Origin of the sequence: Burkholderia sp. 8Y (genome assembly GCF_902506145.1) — a bacterium.
In the GTDB taxonomy this organism is placed as follows: domain Bacteria; phylum Pseudomonadota; class Gammaproteobacteria; order Burkholderiales; family Burkholderiaceae; genus Caballeronia.
Map to the genome: position 1 here is coordinate 492,414 of NZ_LR733519.1, position 20,327 is coordinate 512,740.

The window sequence follows — 20,327 nt, forward strand, 5'->3', positions numbered from 1 at the left end:
ACCATTCCATCTAAAAAGCTTTCACATGTATGTCATGGCCAGATTTAAATGTCGGGGTGCGGGCTAAATACAGATGTCGTATCTGTCCTTGGGTTTTACCCTCACGTAGTGTTGAAGACGCACGGTTGAACGGGCAGGGCGCAGGTGCATGGACTTCATCGTTTGCTGACCGCTGAGCGGTTCTTGGATGGCTGTGCGCCGCGCTTTCGTTCGTGTAACGCCATCATCGTTGCCTCCAGGTCCTGTTGCGTGAGTTCNCGCGCTGCTGCATAGCGGCGTGCGGCGTTCGGCGCTGCGGGCTACGCCCTTCGCACCGAACGTCGCACAGAAGGATCAACTGAAACCACTGGCATCCGGTTTCTGCACAGCTTGACGCACACAACTGCGCGACGCGGCTCGCGCGGCCGTCTGGATGGTTCGGGGATGCTTAGTCACACTTTGTTTCAAACTGTTGCAATTGCGGGGGGCCTTGTGGGGCGGGGCTCTGCGGCGTTCGTCGTGGCTTCACAGCGCGCCTGCGCGCCTCGGACGGTAAAGGTTTCAACGCAAGCACCGTTAAAAAACATAACTAAGCGAGAAACCAACCATGAAGATTCAAACGAGCAACGGCACAGACACCATGCGTCAAATCAACGTTCGACGCGCAACGACTAACAATACTGATGAGACCGCCGGCAGCGTCCGGAAGGCTGGGGCAGTCGCGATGGGTAGTTCGGCGGTCAACCTGTCGTCGGTCGCGGGCGTCGCGGCCAGCCTGTCGGATATGGATACCGCCAAGGTCCAGTCCATCAAGGCTGCACTGCAACGCGGCACTTACACGGTCGATTCAGCAGCGGTGGCGAACGGAATGCTGCGTACGGCACGGGATTTTCTCGCGACGACGTCGAGCGGAACGGGGGCGAGAAGCGGATTGGCGCACTAGCATTCGATAAAGCTGCAAACATCGTCGCCGTGATCCGTGCCTCCGAAAACCCACCGATGCGGGCCTTTAGCCTCTGCGACGAAGGCAGCCCGCGCGCAGGTGAACCTGTAACGCCCGCAACGATCTAGGCAGGCGTGCCGTCGTCGGAAGAACAAGCGGCGGTGGCGTTGATGCCGCTGCGGGTCCGTTTTACGAGCGATGCTCGAAGTATCGATGCTGTAGGCCATCGCTGATGAGACTTACGGAGCTTCGACCAAGCCGACCGCGTGGCCGAAGCGGTCCCAGCGATGGACAAGCAATTCATGTCGCCCGTGGAGACGGCTCGCCGGAGTCGGTCAGCCCGTCCTCACCGTTGCCACGGTGCCTACGCGAAAGCCTCTGCCTGACGCGTTCCCGGCAACATCCGGTCGAACTCTCGCTTGACGATGCCGTAGCATTCGCACGAGCGCGCCTCGAGTGCGGCGCGGTCAAGTATCTTGATGCATCCGCGGGTGTTATGGACAAGCCGTGCATCGTGCAGCTTTCCCACTGCTTCGGTAACGCCTTCGCGACGCACACCCAGCATGTCCGCGATCAACTGCTGCGTCACTCGCATTTCGTCCGACCGCGTGCGGTCCGCCTGAATCAGCAGCCATCGGCACAGTTGCTTGCTCAGCGAATGATGACGATTGCAGGCAGCCGTCTGCGCCACTTGCGTAAGCAGTGCCTGCATGTACAAGAGCGTGATGCGTCGCAGGAGGTCGGAGCGGCCGAAGTGTTCGCGCAGGGCGCTCGCGGTCATGCGATACGCCGACCCCGCTACCTGCACCTGAACGCGCGTCGGCATGGTATCGCCGCCCGTCAGCACCGGCACGCCGGTCATGCCTTCACGTCCGATTGCCGCGACCTCGACGCAGCCGCCGTCTTCCATCGTGTGCAACAGCGTGACGACTGCTGTCGTCGGAAAGTAGACGTGGTGAATGCGTTTGCCTGAATCGCACAGCACCTGTCCAGCACGCAGCTGAACCAGTTCGAGATCGGCTGCGATGGCTTGCCAGTCGAGCGCGGGAAGGGCGCCCAACAAATGATTTCCGTGAAGGTCCGACTGAAGGGTCAACATAATCTCTCGTTTGGTCTCTATGCGCTTGACGCTGTGTTTTCTGCGGCCGCGCTTCATTGATGTGATCGTGATCCGATTCACCGAAGTCTTGCGGCCGACCCCGTAGCACCGTGGCTGTTCGCTGATAAACAGAACAAGCCATTTCTGTGTGCTTCGTCATACATAAGCGAGAGCCGTGCCATAGCGCGCTAAACCTCATACCAGCGGGCGATTGAGCGCCGACCGTTTTTATAGATCGCGAGTTTGCCGCGCTTTTGATTCATTTCTGAATCGACAGTAACTGACGTAGTTTCAACACCGGACCTTGGCGGTTGCTTCTTGAGCGGTTTTTAACGTTTGCGCAGCTTCCAGGCGAAAAGTTTTGCAGCAAAGCAGCGTCGAACAGGCAATTAAGCCGACCTTTAAAATTGTTCCATAACGGAGTCAGCTTCGGCCGCTGAAGCAGGCGTCGACGCCTTAAAGCCAGAGCAGACGTGGATCGAAAAACGTTGCATTCTTGCAAGAACACGGTCTCTGAACCGGTATTACGCGACGACGCATGCATGAGTCGCCGTGAAGCTCCCGGCGGCGAAGACGCTGATAGCGCGATGGGTTTTGACTGGCGTGTCAACCACAGTCGGGCAGTTTTTCGCGGGCGCCGTTGCTGGTTCGGCGACCCATCGACCGACTTTCGAAGCCGCTATCGACACCGAGGCCCAGCTTGCAATGGGAAGCGATCGCAGTCTACGTGGAGGCTCGCGAGCGCAAGAGGCGGTTCTATATGAAGGCTGGTGTGGCAGCCATCCTTGGGTGCAGCGCCGCTTTGATCGCCCGTCAATCATGCAAGACGGCATGTTCGACGTTCCTGCGTCTCGGCAATGGGTGCAGGTCGCTCTCCTATCGTGCTGCTCATCGTGCTCCAATCGGAGCCGCCGCCGTTCATGGGGCAGTAGCGGCAAGTCGAGCAGGCTTGTTCGCGCCGGCCTTCCGAACGAACTTATTGCTGATCTGGACAACTATCCTACTAGCGAGTTTTTGAACGTTGGAACAGACGTTGCAAGCTCGCGAGCCTGAACTGCCAGTGAGCCATTTCAGCGTCAGTGATTGCTCCGAAGCTACTTGCGTTCGCTGGGCCGCAATCGAAACGTCTATCCATGTGTCACGATCGTTGACTGCGCCCGGCTACAAGCCCCTCGGCGCCGGCCGCTTAATGTCTATTTCACGGGAGAGCTCTATGCCGACGCTCTATTCCTACCCGGACCTGTTCGGCGTCGCCGATAACAATCCGTTCGGCCTGAAGGTCTATGCATTCATGCGCTTGTGCGGCCTGGACTTCAAGCACAAGCACATCATTGATACGAAAGCAGCGCCGCGAGGACAGTTGCCGTATCTGGTCGACGGCGACGAATCCATCGGTGATAGCGATGCGATCATCAACTATCTCAAGCATAAGTACGATCTTGGCATCGACAGAGCACTTTCAACGGGGCAAGCGAATCTCGACTTCTTCGTGCGACGCACACTGGACGACCTGTATTGGCCGATGAGCTACTCGCGCTGGCGCGACGAGCGCTTTCGCCCGGCGTTTTTCACCGCCTTCATGGCGGCGCACTCAGAAGTCACCGCGAGTGCGCTCGAAGCCGCGAGCGAGTACAACCGGCTGCGCTATCACTATCAGGGCATCGGCCGCTACGAGCCGGATCAGGTGTACGAGCGCGGCATCGCCGATTTGCGCGTCATAGCCGATCTGCTCGGCGACAGCGGCTTTGTCTTCGGGCCCGAGCCGGCCACGGTCGATGCCGCGATCTACGGCTGTGTCGCAAACATCTATTACTACGACATTGATACGCCGTTGAAGTGCTACGTAGTGTCGAGGCCGAGCCTCGTCCGGCATTGCATGGCAATACATGAGAGGGTCGCTACCCTGAGTCAGCCCGATCGTAGGGACGCTTAGGGCCGTCGAATTGTCCGTCTTTGCTTGTCCTCCTGGAAGGGCGGGCGATTTCAGTCTCGCCGAACCAGCGAGGGTTGAAGGACTTTCTCGTGTGGCCGGGCCTTTTTGACCTACACGCTTTCGTTGACGGTTTCGCCTGAACAAGGACCGACCAGTCAGCGACGCCAGGCCGCCTTTGAGCAAGCTTCCGAGGGGCCGCTTTCTACACGAAAGCTGTCATCGGGGCAGCAAGAAAGAAGCGGCTCCCAGCACCTGATCGCCTAGGTGAGGTCGGCCCCCGTTCAACGCGTGCTCTGTCTGGGAGGTCGTCATTTCGCTACACTGCGCGCTTCCACTGACGACCTGCCAGAGAGGATGCACATGGACCGTATGGCGGCGATGGAGACTTTCGTAACAGTTGTTGACGCGGGTTCATTTTCTGCGGCCGCACGCCGCCTGAAGCTCGGCCAGCCAGCCGTCTCGAAAGCGATTGCACAGCTGGAGGAACGTCTAGGCACCTGTCTGCTGTTGCGATCGACACGTGGCCTTGCGCCGACGGACGCCGGTCAGCGTTACTACGATCACGCACTCAGGGCCATCGATGAGGCCGATCAGGCCGAGCAGGCTGCGCGCGAGTCGTCGGAAGGCTTGTCGGGACGATTGCGCATCGGCGCAGCCGTTACTTTCGCCCGCCTGCATGTCTTGCCAGCCCTCAAGTCTTTTCTGGATCAGCACCCTGATCTGAGCATCGACATCGTACTTGACGATCGATCCGTCGATTTGCTTGGAGAGGGCGTCGATGTCGCATTGCGTATGGGCGCGCTTGAGGATTCGACCATGACCGCGCGTCGCATCTCCAGCGCGCGGCGGTTCGTCGTCGGCACACCGTCATATTTCGCCGAAGCCGGCGTGCCTCGAACACCTGTCGAGCTCAACCGGCATCAGGCAGTCGTTTACTCTCTGCGAGGCGGCGGTGAATCGTGGTTGTTCAGCCGCAGTGACGGCTCCGACTCGACCGTGACCTTGTCCGGCCGGGTAAGCGTGAACGCCGCTGAAGGCATGCGCACGGCGGTGCTCGGGCACATGGGCGTTGCCGTCGCTTCGGAATGGATGTTCGCCCCGGAACTCGCGAACGGCACGGTTCAGGCCGTCCTGACTGACTGGTCGTTGCCGCCGATCGAGCTGTGGGCGGTTTTCCCGACCGGTCGCATGGCAACCACGAAGGCGCGCGCCTTCGTCGCGTTCGTCGAGCAACTCCTCAATGAGCGCATCTCTGGCGCGGGCCTGACCGGCTAAACGTTACGCACCTTTGCCCCCTCGCAGCAGGAATAGGTGCTATTCCGCGCCCGCGGCTACCGGGCGATTGCGCCTCAGCGGAGGATACGCATCAACCAATGCACGAAACATTGGCTTCGATGCAGCAGTCCCTTCCGGCAGTTCAAACCGGAGGACGCTTCAAAACTTACCGTTGAGAAAAAACATGACCCAAGCTCTGAAAGGCAAACTTGCTCTCGTGACGGGCGCTTCGCGTGGAATCGGCGCAGCTATTGCGGCGCGTCTTGCGCGCGACGGCGCATCCGTCATCGTTCACTACGCGTCGAGTGCCGCGCGGGCCGAAGCCGTCGCCAAGGAAATTCGCGATGCCGGCGGCGAGGCTGAAACTGTCGGCGCCAACTTGTCGCAGCCAGAAGGCGTCAAGAGCCTTATTGAGTCGCTGAACAGTGCGTTCGGCGGCCGCTTCGAAGGGCGGCTCGATATTCTCGTCAATAACGCTGGCACAGTCGAATATGGGCCGTTCCTCGATTCGTCGGACACGTCCTACGACACGCACTTCAACCTTAATGTCCGCGCGCCGATCGAACTGGCAAAAGACGCGGCAGCGCGCATGGTCACAGCCGGCTGGGGGCGCATCATCAACGTGGGCTCGGCTTTCGGTGAAGCCGCGCCCTTGCCTGGCGTGACGCTTTACATCGCCTCGAAGTTCGCCATCAGAGGCTTTACGCGCGGGTTGTCGCGTGAAGTCGGGAAATTCGGCGTAACCGTGAATGCCGTCCAGCCCGGCCCGATCGATACAGAACTCGCTCCGCAACCCGGCACGGAAGACCACGCAACGATGACAAAGCTCGCAAGCGTTGGCCGCTTTGGAAAACCGGAAGAAATCGCCGCGGCCGTCGCTTATCTGGCGAGCCCTGAAGCAGGCTATACGACCGGGGAGAGCCTGACGGTCGACGGCGGATGGATTGCCTGAGCCGGGCCGCCAAGGCGATGGCGCGGACCCGCTCGCGCGTGCCGAGCGCGTCGAACTCGACGATCTGACGGGCAATCCGTGGATCGTGCCGCAAGCCGCGTTGCCGATGCGCTCGCTGCTCGAACCGCTCTTCGACGACCGGCAACTGCCGTTTCCGCGCTACGCGATCGAGACGTCATCGAGGTACTGATCTATTGCCCACTCGGAGGCCAAACTGGACGCCGTCGCGAGGCGGCTCAACGAACGTCCTACGATCGCCGGTCGGCACTCGTCGAGATGGCGGCCGTTCGCGTCGGGGGAAACGCTTCGGCGTCTTCGCCCTTGCTTTGTTGCAATTTGCGTAACAACGTATGTTGCAGATTAGGTGTTTTCCCTGTGGAATTACCGATACACTTCATCCAATGGTAGTGCCAATGAATCATTTATAGGGATCTGACATGAAACTCTTTCTAAAGCCCGTCGCGGCAAGTCTTGTCTTGGTGGTTCCCGCTCTGGCATGGGCTCAGCAGCAGAACGCGCCGATTCAGCGGGCAGAAGTTCGCGCCGAGCTCTTGGCACTTGAAGGACCCGGCTACACTCCGGGTTATCCGTCGAGCGTCCCGGGCGGGGCCGGATCTTTGGCCGCGACGCCGCAGACGCGGGACGCACATACCACTGGCTACGGCTCGTCGTCGAGCGGCTCATTTCAAGTTGGTCGGCCCGCGTCTCTTAGTACCACTCAATCGGTGTACTTCGGTCTCTGAACTGTTGAGAAGCGCAGCGTGGTAGGCGTCGACGACGGTAGACAGAGCGTCGCGGTAGAGTTGTTGCAAGGGTTCAGTTGCTGCTCCGGCTTGCCGACAGAGGATGCCGACGACCACCGGACTTATGTGACAGCCTTACGTCACCTCTCAAACGCGGCAATACAAGGTCTTCCACGTGCGAAACTCCGATGCGACTACGATCAAGTTGACCCGCGACGAGCGGCCCAGCCGCGGGATCGGAAGCTTATCGGCCACGTCTCCAATGCTGTCAACTGGCGTCGGTGACAAGATTGTCGAAGATATCCGTCTGAGGCTTAATTCTGGGGAGCTGGTGCCGGGCGACAAACTCCCCAGTGAGCGTGAGCTGGCGGCGCAACTGGGCGTCAGCCGAAACGTTGTCCGTGAATCGCTACGTGTGTTGGAAGCGAGCGGTGTTGTCACAATAAAAAAAGGCCATACAGGCGGTGCGTTCATCAGCAATGGTGGTCTGAGCGCCAATGTCTCAGGCCTAGGCGACGTCCTCCGTATTCGGGGTGGCCAGGTTAGCGAAATCGCTGAGGTGCGACTCTGGATGGGCGAAATAGTGGTGCGCGCGGCTTGTGAACGTCGCACCAAAGCAAATCTTGAGAACTTGCGGGAACACCTCAGGCTCCTCGCGCAGACCGTCGATGAAGGCGACCTGCACAGTGGCCTCGTTGTCGCGGCCAAATTTCACATCGCACTGGCCGAATGCAGCCAGAACGCTCTGCTTGTGTTAATGACGGAGACTGTGATGGGAATTGCATCGCAGTTTGCAGCGGATGTCGGCATAGAAGCCGCTGATTTCTCACTACGCGAACGGCAAACCATTGTGGATGCAATCGAGGAGGGGGCAGTCACTAAAGCAGTCGCCGCAATGAAAGCCCACCTGAAGGACGTTGACTCGCGCTACAGGTACGCAGTCGCCCAGCGCAGACAATAAGACCAAGCGGTGCTCTTCCGTCTTCCAGCGGCAAACAGCGGATCGAACAGCTTTTGCTCCCGGCGCAGCAGCTGTTTTAGAACGATGAGTGGAATAGGACGAAGCAGAACGATCCTACTTCGTTCGACTGCGATCGAGTAGCACCTGCCGAACAACCTTCGATGTAAGTGCAAAAGACAAGATTCGAGACAGTGTTCGATAGATTGTCAACTGGTAGCAATATTCAGAAGTGCTACGCAAGTGTACTAGGTGCCGCCTGCGACAGCCCTTCTGCCAGGGTTACAACCCGCGTCGCCGTCGGGTGGCGAGTCGTTATCTGACTTCGTCTTGTGCACAATGCCATTTTTGCCTCGCCTAGGGCTGGATGAGCGCGCCATCGACACTTGACACGCTTTCATGCAGATGGCGGCCCCGCGTGCAGTCTCCACGGTCTCATTCGGAAAGACGGATGTCATCATCAGCAGTCAGTCCGATCTCATGCACGAGAGAACATCCATGCGAAGAAGCGCTTCGTGGTAACAGCAGCCGACTCAGTCGTAGCGCGTTGCCGGCCGGCGTGAATTCGTTCAGCCTTGACCTCGTTAACATCGATTCGGTGTAGTCTTTCGCGCCATGCATCGTTTTATTTCAGTGTCGCTTGCAACTGTCAACCAACGTTTGTCGTAGCGAGCTCTGCCTTGGCGTAGCACCGTCTTCACGAGCATGGTCGGCTTCTTAAGCGGCCGGCGACGTCGCGTTCAATAAGCGAGAAAGCGATCAATGACGCCACGCTTGCGACGACTAAAACCAGGATCATTGGAATCGCTGGATTACTACCCCCGAGCGCGACGAGTCCTGTGCACAGAGCACCAAACCCCATCTGTATGAAGCCATAGAGACCTGACGCAGAGCCGGCGAACGCCGCGTCCGAGTTGATTGCTCCAGAAAGCGCGAACGGGCTAGCCAGGCCTGTGCCAAATATGAAGACGAGCATCGCAAAGGTGACTACGGCCGGCGTAAAAACACGCGCAAAAAAAGCAACCAGCAATCCCAAAGACGCGATGATCATGATTGCCGCCGCGGATACGAGTACACGCGTTGCAGGCATTCGACCTGCAATGTACTTCGCGGCTAGACTGCCGCATCCAAGGCCAAGAATCACACACAGATATACAAAGCCGAAGGCGCGCGTTGATACACCGAGCTGCTGTATGAATATGAAGGGGGACGCTGCAACGAAAGCGAAAAAGCTCGTTGTCGCGAAGGCTCCACCTAGCGCGTGAGAGGTGAAGGCTCTGGAGCGCAGCAGAGCAAGGTAGCTTAGGGCATACGCACGCGCTGGCCGCTGGGAACGTACGGCATGGGTTTCGGGCAACGACAGCGCCGTCACGCAGACGACAAGGCCACTCGTGATGCTCAATGCGCCCAGGACCCAGCGCCATCCGAACGCCTCGGCGAGTTGCGCGCCGATCATCGGCGCGAGCGCAGGCGAAAGTGACATGGCAAGGCTCAGTATGGCTAGGCGACGTGTGACCAGGTGTGGAGCAATGCCGTCGCGCGCGATCGCTCGGCCCAGAACAAGGCCCACGCAGCCGCCGAGCGCCTCCGCCACGCGCGCTGCAACGAGCGCGCCGAGAGAGGGGCTCAGCGCCGCCGAAACGCTTGCTACCGTATATAGGGCGAGGCCAAGCAGGAGAACCGGTCTACGTCCGAAGCGATCTGAAATGGGCCCGTACACCAGTTGACCGACGGATAGACCGACGATATACAGCGTAATGGTAAGTTGAGCCGCTGCTGCCGTTGCGTGAAATTCACTTACTACCCCGGGAAGCGCCGGAACGAAAAGGTGGATCGGAAAGGTGCCCGACATGGTGATCGACACTAGTAGCACAAGGCCGGGGGGCCGGGACAAGCGATCAACGGGGGATGTGAGAAGGCCCATGTATGGTCATCTTCGGGTTGAGTAGGCGCATTCAATGTAGCCGCGTCATCGACGGCAACGAATGTTCGGACGGCGAGTGTGCAGACTAGCTCGCTGCAAGACGTTGGCGCCAATACGTTTTTCCGATCCAATAAGACGAAGAACATTAGCCACGTACCAGAGCAATATCCTCTCAAGAGCTCGACGGCGTTCAGGATGTCATGCAGGTGTCGACTCTTCAACTCGTTGAAGACCTTCAGCCCAAAGTTCGCGCCTTCGGTCTGTTCGATTCACATCCCCCAGCACTACCTTGCGGCAGTCAGCCCGGCTGCGCAGTGCTAGGCCTTGTTCTTCACCGTGCTCTCGTCGCGGCTCTTTGATCGCAGCGCGTCTAGAAACACGATGGAATACATCGGTTCGAGCGGGCGTTGCTGCCACTGCTCGACCTCGCCAGTACTTCGTCGGCGACAGTCGAAATCAAGTCAGGCCACACTTTTGGCCCGTACGGTCCAGCAAATCATCCTGGATCTCGCACATGCGCATGCCGCGCGCGTACGTACTGATGACATGAACGTCGGAACAGAGCGGCCGGCGCTGATAGTTGCCCACGAGCTGCGGCTCGAATGTGTCCCGCCGGTCACGCGGAATATCCAGTCTCAGTTCACCGTTGGTCGTCAGGACCGTCTTGGGCTGCTCCCTGTTGAGCTGGTGCATCGCGCGAGTAAGGACGCGCTGCGCAACGACGCTGGCTTGTCCCTCCGTCACCTATTGAGTAGCGCGTGCAGCCGAGCAAAGAAATGGGATGTTCCTGCCCCGCTCATCGCCGAGTCGGCCGCAAGAATCAATCACGCCGAGCGAACCTATCGCAGGATCTGCTCAATCTATCGTTTTTTAATATTTTCCCTACGCTCGAACACGCCGTATGGTGTGTACCAACGGGTCCTGTCGGAGCTCATAGTTGGTAATGGAGCACGTCGAGGTGTTCGTCTCAACTGGTCTGCGAGCGAGCGGCACATGCTGAAGACATGTCTTTTCGGAGGCGGCGCGATTGGGGAATATTCCGCCGGTCATCTTGCGCGAGCGAAGCAATGGAACGTTCGGCTTGAAACGTCGATGCTGGATAATATTACTTACTACAATATTCGGCGCACGTTCCATAACCAGAAATTCATTGACAACACCCGATCGGTGAAGCGCGCGCCCCAACCTGTGCTTGCGACAAGTGACGGATATAGGGTTCTTTCTCCCGTATCCGGCAAACAGTTCAGCGCAACGATCGACGCAGCGGCTTATCCCGAGTCGAGAGAAGGAATGAATCGCTTCTTTGACCGCAATGTGTTGACGCAAACATTCTTCCAGCGAATTGCCCAGCCGCTCAAGCAGACAACCACAGCGGAGTGGCTTGCGCGCTTTCGCAAACTCGATTCTTCCGCTGGGCCAGCCAACCGGTCGAGCACACATCTGGCTGATTTTGAAGTGATACACGAGGAACTCTATCTTCAATCTCCGACACCGATAGGTGCTGTCCGGAAGGTCCGGTATCCGGGTCGCTCCGATGGTAGCTTGCTAAAGCTTTCCAGGCCTCCGGCAGCGCCGGGGCAGAGCAACGGCGAACTGTTCCTCGGTTGAGGCCATTGGCCGATCGAGTTATTGGCAAAACCAGGACATTAGTGCTGAGGCTTTCAGAAATGCGGTAGCACAACTAGCAATCCTCACAGAATGACGAGAGCGCCCGAACTATTGGAGAAGGTCATGATGATTCTATTGATAGGCCTGACAGGTATCAAGGGGATCCGTTGATGCGGCTCGGAAATCTCATAGCCGGAAAGCCACGACGGACTAGCGCTCATCTTTGCAATAGGAAATCGAGATCTTGGGCCTGCCGTGTCGCATCCTGATCTCGGAAGCCGTAACAATCCTCACGCGATCCACGTCGCCGGTAAGCTCCTCAGCGATACCGGAGTAAGGAAGCGTGATCGAGCCCGGACATCCTGTCTGGGACGAAGGACAAAGATAACGCCGGGACACTGACAGTTGCAAAACTAATAGATCAAACAAGGAGACAGGAATGAAGTACTCGAAGTTGTTATTCGCTTCTGCGGTTCTCATGGTGACCGAGGCGGCGTTAGCGCAAAGCAGCGTCACTCTCTACGGCGTGATCGATTTCGGCATTAACTTCGTCAACAATGCGCAAACCGCGGTGCCCGGCGGGCGCACGGGACGGCATCAATATACGATGAGCAGCAGTATTATGCAGGGCAATCGATGGGGGCTGCGAGGGACGGAGGATCTCGGCGGCGGCTATAAGGCCATCTTCGTGCTCGAAAGTGGGTTCGATGTTGGGACGGGCGCGTTCCAGCAAGGGGGCGACCTTTTCGGTCGGCAGGCGTATGTCGGTCTTTCGTCACCGTATGGAACTATTACCTTAGGACGTCAGTACGATTCGGTAGTCGACTTCATTGGACCGATCACCGGTGCAGTGGGCAATGGAACCTATTCATTGCATGGTAATGACATCAATAACTTCGGGAATACTTACCGCGTCAATAACGCGATCAAGTTCACTTCGATTACCTATGGTGGTTTCAAGTTCGGCGGGCTTTATAGCTTTGGTGGAGTAGCCGGGTCCTTCGGGACAAACAGCGTCTATTCGTTTGGCGGTTCATACGGCTTCGGAGGCCTCACAGCTGCCGCTGCATATCTAAAGGCACGCGATCCGAACCGATCGTTTTGGGGAAACAACGTCAATAGTTCGTCGACTGCAAGCAACTTAGGCTCGATTAACGGTGTCCAGGTGAACCCCGTCTATGGAGGATTCGCTTCAGCCTCGAATTATGAAGTCACGGGCGCGGCCGTGCAGTACGCGTTCTCCCGCGCGACCGTCGGTGCGAACTATTCTCACATTAGCTTTCGAGACCTGAATGACCCGTCCTCCGGAACCCTCGCGCTGACAAATCCTCGCGGCTATACAGGGAACGCCTCTTTCAATAGTTACTCCGCCTTCGTGCGCTACGCGCTGACACCGTTCTTTTGGCTGAATGGTTCGTACGATTATCTTGTGGGCGGGGCGATTGATGGGAAGGAGGGAGCCAAGTATCACCTGTTCAACGCCACAGTCGACTATCTGTTGTCGAAGCGTACAGACGTGTATTTCATGGCGAACTATCAGATAGCGTCTGGCGTTGACTCGACTGGACAACACGCGGTTGCATCGTATTTGACGATTACGCCGTCTAACACGTCGCGACAGGTCGTACTGCGTGTGGGCATGAGGCATCTGTTCTAAGACACGTGTTGCGGATGCCTTGTTGGTAGTGGCGATGCGAGTTATGAGGCGAGGCGCCCGCCCACGCGTCCGGGATTGACGCGAGCGGTCGCCGTTGAGGTTTCACCATGTCTCAACGACGTGGAACCGTGCATTGACTAGATTAACTCCAGCAACCTTTTGAGGCGCAAACGGCTCTCAATCACTTTCTTGTTTTGTTCAATCAACTGAAGAGGTTCGGAAGATATGTCGACCAATGAAGCGAGTAAGACTTGTCCGTTCGCGCAAGCCATTTTCCCGTGGCCACGAGACAATAAAAGTCCGCTGAATCCTCCGCCTCAGTACGCAGCTCTCCGCAAGGAGAGTCCGATTGCTAGGGTCAAGCTGTGGGACGGCAATCTTGCTTGGCTGATCACTGACATGGAACACTTCCGCGAAGTAATGACTAGTCCGCACTTCAGCGCGTCGCCGTTGACCGAAGGCTTTCCGTTCGTCTCGCCCTCGCGGGCCGCGCAGTCGAAGTCGTATCAGACCTTCATTACCATGGATCCACCGGAGCACGGTCAGTATCGTCGCACGCTCACCAAAGAGTTCATGGCGAAACGCATGCAGGAGCTGAGGCCGCTGGTCCAGCAATCGCTCGATCACCTCCTTGATGAGATGGAGCAAAAAGGCGCGCCAGCCGACTTCATCGAATCTGTGGCGTTGCCCCTTCCATCGCTCGTTATATCGATCATGCTCGGGGTTCCATACGGTGACCACGGCAAGCTGCAAAAGTGGAGTGCCGATCGGATGGATCTGTCGATAGCCCCGGAAGAACTGACGCAGTCGGCCACCAATATGGCTCGGTATATCGACGGGTTGCTTCGGGAGAAAGAAGCTAATCCCGGTGATGGCAACGACCTGCTTAGCCGGATGGCAGTCGAGTGGATCAATCCAGGCAGGGTGTCTCATGCGGACGCAGTCCAAATGGCGACGTTACTTTATCTTGCAGGTCACGAGACGACGGCGAACCAGATCGGCCTAGGGCTTTTAAGTCTTTTCAAGCACCCCGACCAACGGGCGGCCTTGATGGCTGATGCGTCGCTTGTAAAAGGCGCTGTTGAAGAAATGCTGCGGTTCCACTCGATCACGCACATGAACTCAAATCGGGTCGCCACACAAGACGTCATGATCGGCGGACAGCTAATCCGAAAAGGCGAAGGCGTTTTGGCGCTGCTGCATGCAGCCAATCATGATCCGGCCGCTTTCCCCAATCCAGAGCACTTCGATATCCGGCGAGATACGAAGGACCAGTCGCACGTTGCCTTCTCGTTCGGCATTCATCAGTGCCTTGGGCAACCACTCGCCCGTCTCGAACTCCAGGTGGTTTTTGAAACGATTTTCAAACGATTCCCCGACCTTCAACTGGCCGTACCCGAGGAAGAGCTGCCTTTCAAGGATAAGTCATTCGTCTACGGTTTGCGGGCGTTGCCTGTCCGGTGGTAGGCCTGGAAGATCACATTCCGAGCGATGCGACGAAGATGAGACAGAGCCTCTTTCGAACGCATCGACGGAATGCTTCACCCACTCGTTGCCTGTTAATCAACCTCGCAATCACGGGATGATCGAGTATGGGCGTTGCGCACAATGAGGCGGCGTATATGAATCTACGACTAAGTTCGAAAGTGGCCCTCGTAACGGGCGGTGCCTCTGGGATCGGTCGCGCGGCTGCTATCGCGTTCGCGCGTAATGGAGTGGCTGTTGCAATTGCGGATGCCGACGTGGCGGGCGGCGAGCAGGTGGTAAAAGACATTGAGTCCCAGTGCGATGGTAAAGCAGTGTTCATTAGAGTGAACGTGGCGGACGCGGCATCGGTAAGAGCGATGGTCCAATCCACTGTCGAACATTTTGGTGCGCTCGACATGGCATTCAACAACGCGGGCGTTCCTGATCGGGCCGCGAGCCTACGCACGTCGACACAAGAAAACTGGGACCGCGTCATGTCGGTTAATCTCGAAGGGGTCTGGCACTGCATGAAGGCGGAGCTTGATCATATGCTTACCGAAGGTAAAGGTTCCATCGTGAACAACGCTTCGCGGTCTGCGTTGGTTGGGGTGCCATCGGACGGTGTGTATGGGGCGGCAAAGCACGGAGTCGTCGGATTGACGAAGGCCGCGGCAATCGAATTTGCCTCTAAAGGCATTCGCGTCAATGCAGTGTGCCCGGGTCTCGTCGAAACCGCGCTAACGCGTACACGATTTGGCGATGAGCTGGCTACGCGCGCGAAGTTGGCCAATCCACTCGGGCGGGTTGCTCAACCTGAGGAAATTGCAGAAGCTGTCGTGTGGCTTTGCTCTGATGCGGCTTCGTTCGTTGTCGGCGTCGCACTTCCCGTGGACGGCGGTGCAACTGCGCGATAAGGTTTGATTGGGTAACGACTTGAAGCTTAATGGTTGTCGCGCTCACGTGGTTCCATCGAATGACAGACATGCAAACAGATTTGAGCCAGGTACGTACTGCTGCTGCAAACACCGCAAACGCCTACGATGCAGCAATCTGGCGTTGGTTCTCGTCTGTCTATGAGGAGGGACGCCTGCGTTGGTGTCGTTCAGAGGCGGGGTGGCTCATAAGCGTCGACCATAAGCACCTTGCGACGGAACGTGACTTCTATGATGCCATCCGCATCGCCAGGGATCGCTCGATGGCATCGCCCGCTGTTCGGCGCAAGCGTCGGCTTGAGCTTGCGAGATGACGAATCACATTTTTGTGGCGTGGATGTCCGAACGTTGTGCAGGATTCTTACGAAGGAAACGAAGTGAGTTCAGATCTTAATGCGATGTCGAGTGCCGGTTCCCGTTTTCGTCTTGCGGTTCAATGCGACGCGCCCTTGCAGATAGTTGGCGCAATTACCGCTTATGCAGCGAAAATGGCAAAAGCGGTCGGTTTCAAGGCGTTGTATCTTTCAGGTGGCGGTGTAGCTGCAAATTCGCTAGGCGTGCCGGATTTGGGCATTAGCACAATGGAGGATGTTTTGACCGATGCGCGTCGTATTACCGATGCATCCTCTCTGCCACTGCTCGTCGATATCGATACGGGTTGGGGCGGCGCGTTCAACATTGCGCGCACGGTCCGTTCGTTTATTAAGGCGGGCGTGGCGGCAATTCACATCGAGGACCAAGTTGGACAAAAGCGATGCGGGCATCGACCAGGCAAGGAATGCGTATCAACGTCTGAGATGGCTGATCGAGTGAAAGCCGCCGTCGACGCCCGGACCGAGGAAACGTTCGTCATCATGGCTCGAACCGACGCGGCAGCCGCAGAAGGGATAGACGCAGCGATTGAGCGCGCGCTCGCATATGTCGAAGCGGGCGCCGACATGATCTTTCCCGAGGCGATGAAAACGTTGGACGACTACCGCCGCTTCAAAGAAGCAGTGGGTGTGCCAATCCTGGCGAATCTGACGGAGTTCGGCTCGACACCCCAATTCACTGTCGACGAACTGAAATTGGTGAATGTCGATATTGCGTTGTATTGTTGCGGCGCTTATCGGGCAATGAATGCGGCGGCGCTTGACTTCTACGAGACGGTGAAGCGCGACGGCACGCAAAAGGCTGCCGTGGAAACGATGCAGACTCGCGCGGACCTCTACCAGTATCTCGGCTATCACGCCTACGAAGACAAGTTGGATCAGCTGTTCGCAACTCAGAAATAGCTTTGGTTCCGGGGGACGACGCGTTGAGTAGACCCGGCAATAGTAACGAAACCGCAAGTATCAAGCCGAAGTGAGACGGCGACCTTCAGGCGCGATACCGCAGAAACTTTATTGAATAGGGAGCTGGGAATGAAGGCGATCAAGACAGTTAAGCTCTTGGGTGGCGCGCTAATCGTTATTGCATCGATCAGCGCCTATGCGCAGCCAAGTAATGCCGAGATGGCCAGTCCGCCCACCGCGGAACAAACTGCGAAGGCTGCGAAATCGGCCGATCGGGCATTGGCGAGGAAGGTGCGCACGGCGCTATCAAGAAACAAGAACATCAGTGCCACGAATGTCACGGTCCGCGCGAGAAGCGGCGTTGTGACGCTGCAGGGTTCGGTACCGGAGCAATTGCAGATTGACCAAGCAACACAGGTCGCGCAAAGCGTGCCAGGTGTACTGTCGGTGAAGAACGCGCTGACGATTCGGGCCTTCGGACAGTGAAAGCTTCGATAGTCTCGTGGTTGTGACAACGTGCATCGCGATAAAGGGTTCTCGGAGATCAGGTCAGGTAGTCGAGCCGGCCGTCGGAATTACCCACGAGCTGATGATATTCGCACCGATGTTCGCCTGCCAGATGCGCACGGCGCGATACCGTTGCGCGGTGCATCGACGAGACCTTGCGCGATGGCGGCCTGTCCGAAACGATAGTCGACGCCGCAATTCTCACGCGATGACGGACCCACGATCACGACCTTGCTCGTGCTCGATGACGCGCAAGAGAATGCGATCGCGCAAAGCGGAGTCCTGCGGCAGCCAGTCATCGCGAAAGAAATGCCCTTGCTCGTGCCACCGCGCATGTAGCCGGCCTGAATCTTCGTTTGGCTCAACACTTCTCTCGGTGGCGTGGCGTGGCGTGGCGTGGCGTGGCGTCTTACGACGTCGTCTTGCCAAGTGCCGTCCACAATACGCCAGTCGCCTTGCGAAAGGCAGACAGGTCCGGCGTGTGGCTTCCCGAGCGTCGCAGGAACACGATCAAGCCCTGCCAGTGCGAATAGATTAGCGCGCCCCGAATACGGCATTCTGCCGCCGGAAGCTTCGGATTGATCTGCGTCACCAGCGTGCTGAAAAGCGACTGATATTTTTCGCTGACACCTTCCATCACATCGCGCACCGCAGGGTGATGCTCGGCGAGACACCAGCATTCGAGCGCAAAAGGACTGATGAGATTAGTGGGCTGAGTCAGTGCGTCGAACGTTTCATCGAGCACGGCCTGAAGCCGCGCTTCCGGCGTCAGATGAGCGTCTTCCGCCAGTTCATGAAAGCGATGCAGGTAACGTCGCGCGAGTTCTTCGATGGTCGCCATGAGCAGCGAATCGCGGCTGCCGAAGTAATGCTGAAGCGTGGCGAGGCGAATGTTCGCCGCAGACGCGACCCCGCGTTGCGTGAAACCGCCGTTCCCTTGTGATGCAAACACGCCGATTGCCGCTTCGAGGATCTCCGGTACGCGCGTTTCACGGCGTCCGCGTGTCGCCGCTTTCTTTTCGCCGCCGGTGACATCGGAAAGCGCGAAGGTCAGATTGTCCATGCTTCTTACCGTCCGTTCGGTCGATCGGGTGCTGGTTCTTGCTCACCGGCTCCCTGCCAGTCGCGTGACCAATTGAACCGATTTTATACCGCAGAACGCTAGGAACAACAGCGATCTAATGGTAAAAAACACCGGCTCATTGTTCCTTGTTAATTGGTCAACTGACTACTATTATTTGGTCATTGGACCAATTAATCGATGGTCGGGAGAAGGGAAATGAACGATCCGTCAACATCGCTTCATGGGCTCGTCGAAAAGTGGCTCGCGCCTTATCTCGCGACTCCCGCGCGCGTCGTGCGTCTCGCGCGTGACGAGGCTGGCGTGCATCGAGGCGTGCGCATCGAGATAGGTCGCTCGTCTCGGGATGTGTCGATGCTGTTCTTTCGTCACGGCGACGGCTCGTGGCACGTGTATCCCCCGCAGAAGGCGCGCCCCTGTCTGAACGCCTGGTAAACGGAAAAGCCGCAATCGGCATCACCGATTGCGGCGCTTCATCATCGACACACTTGCTCAGGCTTCCACGCGCTCCGGCCGCATCGCGCGAGAAAGCGCGGCGAGGCTGTCGGTGAGACGTTCCACCGGCAGTCCGTCCAGCGACATGACGACGTCGGCCATCTGTTGCGCCGCGCGCCTGAGTTCGTCGGGGCCGTCGCCATCGGCATCGAGACCGACCATCACGCCGAACTTGCGACGAATCTGTTCATCGGAAAAGTGCGTCGCGGACGTCCACGGGTCGCCTGTCGCGTGATCGGCGGTCGCGCTGAAGACCGTGCCGCGCGCGTGAATATCGACTCCGCCGGGCACGCCGCGCCATTGACCGCCCGTCATCCATTCGGCGATGTTCGACGACGACGGCTCCGGCTCGACGCTCACGCGTTGTCTGAACGCGGCAATGCGTGGATCGTTCATGGTCGCGGCTTCATACCAGCGCGGCCCCGGCGGAACGTCATGCGCGAGCGCGGCGAGCGCGTGAGCGTGACTGAACTCGGCACTGAGAAGGTCTTGGGGTGCTTGTTCGCGGAAGATCGGTGTGAGGGCAAACGGATTCGCCCGCACCACCACGCGTGTGATCTCATCGGGATGAAGCGCATGTCGAGCGAGCAGTTGCGCGAAAGCCGTCAGCGGATGATGAATCCAGCGGCAGCAGGGCCACGGCTTGTAGGTGGTATTGAGGATTTGCCAGTCGTCGCCGAGACCGGCTAGCAGCGCCTGATCGTCGTGACCCGGCGAACCATAGAACTTCCAGAATGCATTCTCGCCGTCGAGAATGTCCTTGAAGCCGGTGCTGCCCAGTCGCGCGAGCAACGCGGACGAGACACCGATCTCCGCGCACCAGCCCGCATCGGCATATTTGTACATGGGCTGCTCGACGGATTCGGCCCATTTGCGCAATGTGGGCTGAGGCGAGTTGCTGCCGCCGATGCCGAACGCGTGATTCGCCGCTTTGCCGTCGAGCCGCGCGATATGCGCCGAAGCGCCGATGGCCGCCCATGTGATCGTCGCGGCCGGACCGCCGAGTTCGTTCCAGCCGATCACCTTGCCGTTTTCAATCTGCATCGGCGCGCCCATCCAGCTACCGATGCGCGCCCCGACGTCGAAGCCCACTGCGATCGCGCAAAGCAGGTCCCGGCCGCTGCGCTTGTCCATTTCCGCGAGGGCCAGCGCGGAAAAGACGGTGGCATTGCCGAAGTGCGTGGAAGTCGGAAAGGTGTCATCGGCATCGAGGACATTGGCAAGCCGCGCGTTGGCATAGGCGGCGGCCGTTGCCGAACTGCGCTGCGCGCTACCGATCACGCTCGCATGCGGCGCACCGCCGATCGTGCTCACGTAATCCAGCGCGATCTTGCCGCTCGGCGTATCGACGGCGCCGAGCGCGCAGCCGATCGTATCGAGCAACAGGCGCTGCGTTTCGTGCACGACCGAATCCGGAAGATCGTCGAAGTGGGTGCCGACAGTGAAATCGGCCAATGTCTGCGTGAGCGATGTCATGCGTGCAGCTCCTGTTTGAGCGAT

General features: G+C 58.3%; 18 protein-coding genes and 1 pseudogene. 14 read left to right on the forward strand and 5 right to left on the reverse strand.

The genetic code is table 11. From position 1 onward, the window contains the following. Window positions 1-586: 586 nt before the first annotated feature. The gene (gene flgM, locus GV035_RS02170) at window positions 587-922 is read left to right on the forward strand and encodes a flagellar biosynthesis anti-sigma factor FlgM (RefSeq protein WP_159832954.1); all 336 of its coding nucleotides are present in this window, start codon (window positions 587-589) and stop codon (window positions 920-922) included. 364 nt (window positions 923-1,286) lie between these two features. On the opposite strand, the gene GV035_RS02175 is transcribed toward flgM, so the two are convergent. After that, window positions 1,287-2,021 carry a Crp/Fnr family transcriptional regulator gene (locus GV035_RS02175; protein ID WP_159832956.1) on the reverse strand — a complete coding sequence of 245 codons (735 nt, stop codon included), beginning with the start codon at window positions 2,019-2,021 and terminating at the stop codon, window positions 1,287-1,289. A 1,213-nt stretch (window positions 2,022-3,234) separates the two neighbouring features. Between GV035_RS02175 and GV035_RS02180 the strand changes: the two genes are divergently transcribed. The 6 genes from GV035_RS02180 to GV035_RS02205 all read left to right on the forward strand — a co-directional run bounded on the left by GV035_RS02180 (window position 3,235) and on the right by GV035_RS02205 (window position 7,885). Next, a complete protein-coding gene (locus GV035_RS02180; protein WP_159834920.1) occupies window positions 3,235-3,954 on the forward strand; it encodes a glutathione S-transferase C-terminal domain-containing protein in 720 nt (239 codons plus the stop codon). Window positions 3,955-4,314: 360 nt separating this feature from the next. Then, a complete protein-coding gene (locus tag GV035_RS02185; RefSeq protein WP_159832958.1) occupies window positions 4,315-5,229 on the forward strand; it encodes a LysR family transcriptional regulator in 915 nt (304 codons plus the stop codon). Between the two features lie 67 nt (window positions 5,230-5,296). After that, on the forward strand, window positions 5,297-6,181 hold the full coding sequence (locus tag GV035_RS02190; protein WP_236572392.1) for an SDR family NAD(P)-dependent oxidoreductase: 885 nt from the start codon (window positions 5,297-5,299) through the stop codon (window positions 6,179-6,181). Then, window positions 6,174-6,371, forward strand: coding sequence for a hypothetical protein (locus tag GV035_RS02195; protein ID WP_236572393.1), 198 nt, complete (start codon window positions 6,174-6,176; stop codon window positions 6,369-6,371). The genes GV035_RS02190 and GV035_RS02195 overlap by 8 nt, the downstream gene beginning before the upstream one ends. Window positions 6,372-6,618: 247 nt before the next feature. Further along, window positions 6,619-6,924 carry a DUF4148 domain-containing protein gene (locus GV035_RS02200; protein WP_159832960.1) on the forward strand — a complete coding sequence of 102 codons (306 nt, stop codon included), beginning with the start codon at window positions 6,619-6,621 and terminating at the stop codon, window positions 6,922-6,924. Between the two features lie 262 nt (window positions 6,925-7,186). Further along, on the forward strand, window positions 7,187-7,885 hold the full coding sequence (locus tag GV035_RS02205; RefSeq protein WP_236572394.1) for a FadR/GntR family transcriptional regulator: 699 nt from the start codon (window positions 7,187-7,189) through the stop codon (window positions 7,883-7,885). 694 nt (window positions 7,886-8,579) lie between these two features. Here the strand turns inward: GV035_RS02205 and GV035_RS02210 are convergent. Next, window positions 8,580-9,746, reverse strand: coding sequence for a multidrug effflux MFS transporter (locus GV035_RS02210; protein ID WP_236572395.1), 1,167 nt, complete (start codon window positions 9,744-9,746; stop codon window positions 8,580-8,582). Window positions 9,747-9,970: 224 nt separating this feature from the next. Then, window positions 9,971-10,481, reverse strand: a pseudogene (locus GV035_RS02215) (transposase); the annotation flags it as partial. Between the two features lie 417 nt (window positions 10,482-10,898). Here GV035_RS02215 and GV035_RS02220 point away from each other — a divergent pair. From GV035_RS02220 to GV035_RS02245, 6 genes are all read left to right on the forward strand, one after another. Then, complete coding sequence (locus tag GV035_RS02220) at window positions 10,899-11,414, forward strand: CoA transferase (RefSeq protein ID WP_236572530.1); 516 nt, start codon at window positions 10,899-10,901, stop codon at window positions 11,412-11,414. 439 nt (window positions 11,415-11,853) lie between these two features. After that, window positions 11,854-13,071 (forward strand): porin, encoded by a 1,218-nt coding sequence (locus GV035_RS02225; protein WP_159832968.1) that lies wholly within the window; start codon window positions 11,854-11,856, stop codon window positions 13,069-13,071. 225 nt (window positions 13,072-13,296) lie between these two features. After that, window positions 13,297-14,538: a cytochrome P450 gene (locus GV035_RS02230; RefSeq protein ID WP_159832970.1), complete on the forward strand. Its 1,242-nt coding sequence runs from the start codon at window positions 13,297-13,299 to the stop codon at window positions 14,536-14,538. Window positions 14,539-14,693: 155 nt separating this feature from the next. Then, window positions 14,694-15,452: a glucose 1-dehydrogenase gene (locus GV035_RS02235; protein ID WP_159832972.1), complete on the forward strand. Its 759-nt coding sequence runs from the start codon at window positions 14,694-14,696 to the stop codon at window positions 15,450-15,452. Window positions 15,453-15,868: 416 nt separating this feature from the next. After that, a complete protein-coding gene (gene prpB / locus GV035_RS02240) occupies window positions 15,869-16,744 on the forward strand; it encodes a methylisocitrate lyase (RefSeq protein ID WP_159834922.1) in 876 nt (291 codons plus the stop codon). A 129-nt stretch (window positions 16,745-16,873) separates the two neighbouring features. After that, the gene (locus GV035_RS02245) at window positions 16,874-17,230 is read left to right on the forward strand and encodes a BON domain-containing protein (RefSeq protein WP_159832974.1); all 357 of its coding nucleotides are present in this window, start codon (window positions 16,874-16,876) and stop codon (window positions 17,228-17,230) included. A 430-nt stretch (window positions 17,231-17,660) separates the two neighbouring features. Here GV035_RS02245 and GV035_RS02255 read toward each other — a convergent pair whose 3' ends face one another. Then, window positions 17,661-18,314 (reverse strand): TetR/AcrR family transcriptional regulator, encoded by a 654-nt coding sequence (locus tag GV035_RS02255; RefSeq protein WP_159832976.1) that lies wholly within the window; start codon window positions 18,312-18,314, stop codon window positions 17,661-17,663. Window positions 18,315-18,530: 216 nt separating this feature from the next. On the opposite strand from GV035_RS02255, the gene GV035_RS02260 reads away from it, so the two are divergent. Beyond that, entirely contained in the window at window positions 18,531-18,767 is a 237-nt protein-coding gene (locus GV035_RS02260; RefSeq protein WP_159832978.1) for a hypothetical protein, read from the forward strand. A 57-nt stretch (window positions 18,768-18,824) separates the two neighbouring features. On the opposite strand, the gene GV035_RS02265 is transcribed toward GV035_RS02260, so the two are convergent. Further along, window positions 18,825-20,303, reverse strand: coding sequence for an MmgE/PrpD family protein (locus GV035_RS02265; RefSeq protein ID WP_159832980.1), 1,479 nt, complete (start codon window positions 20,301-20,303; stop codon window positions 18,825-18,827). Window positions 20,304-20,327: the final 24 nt, after the last annotated feature.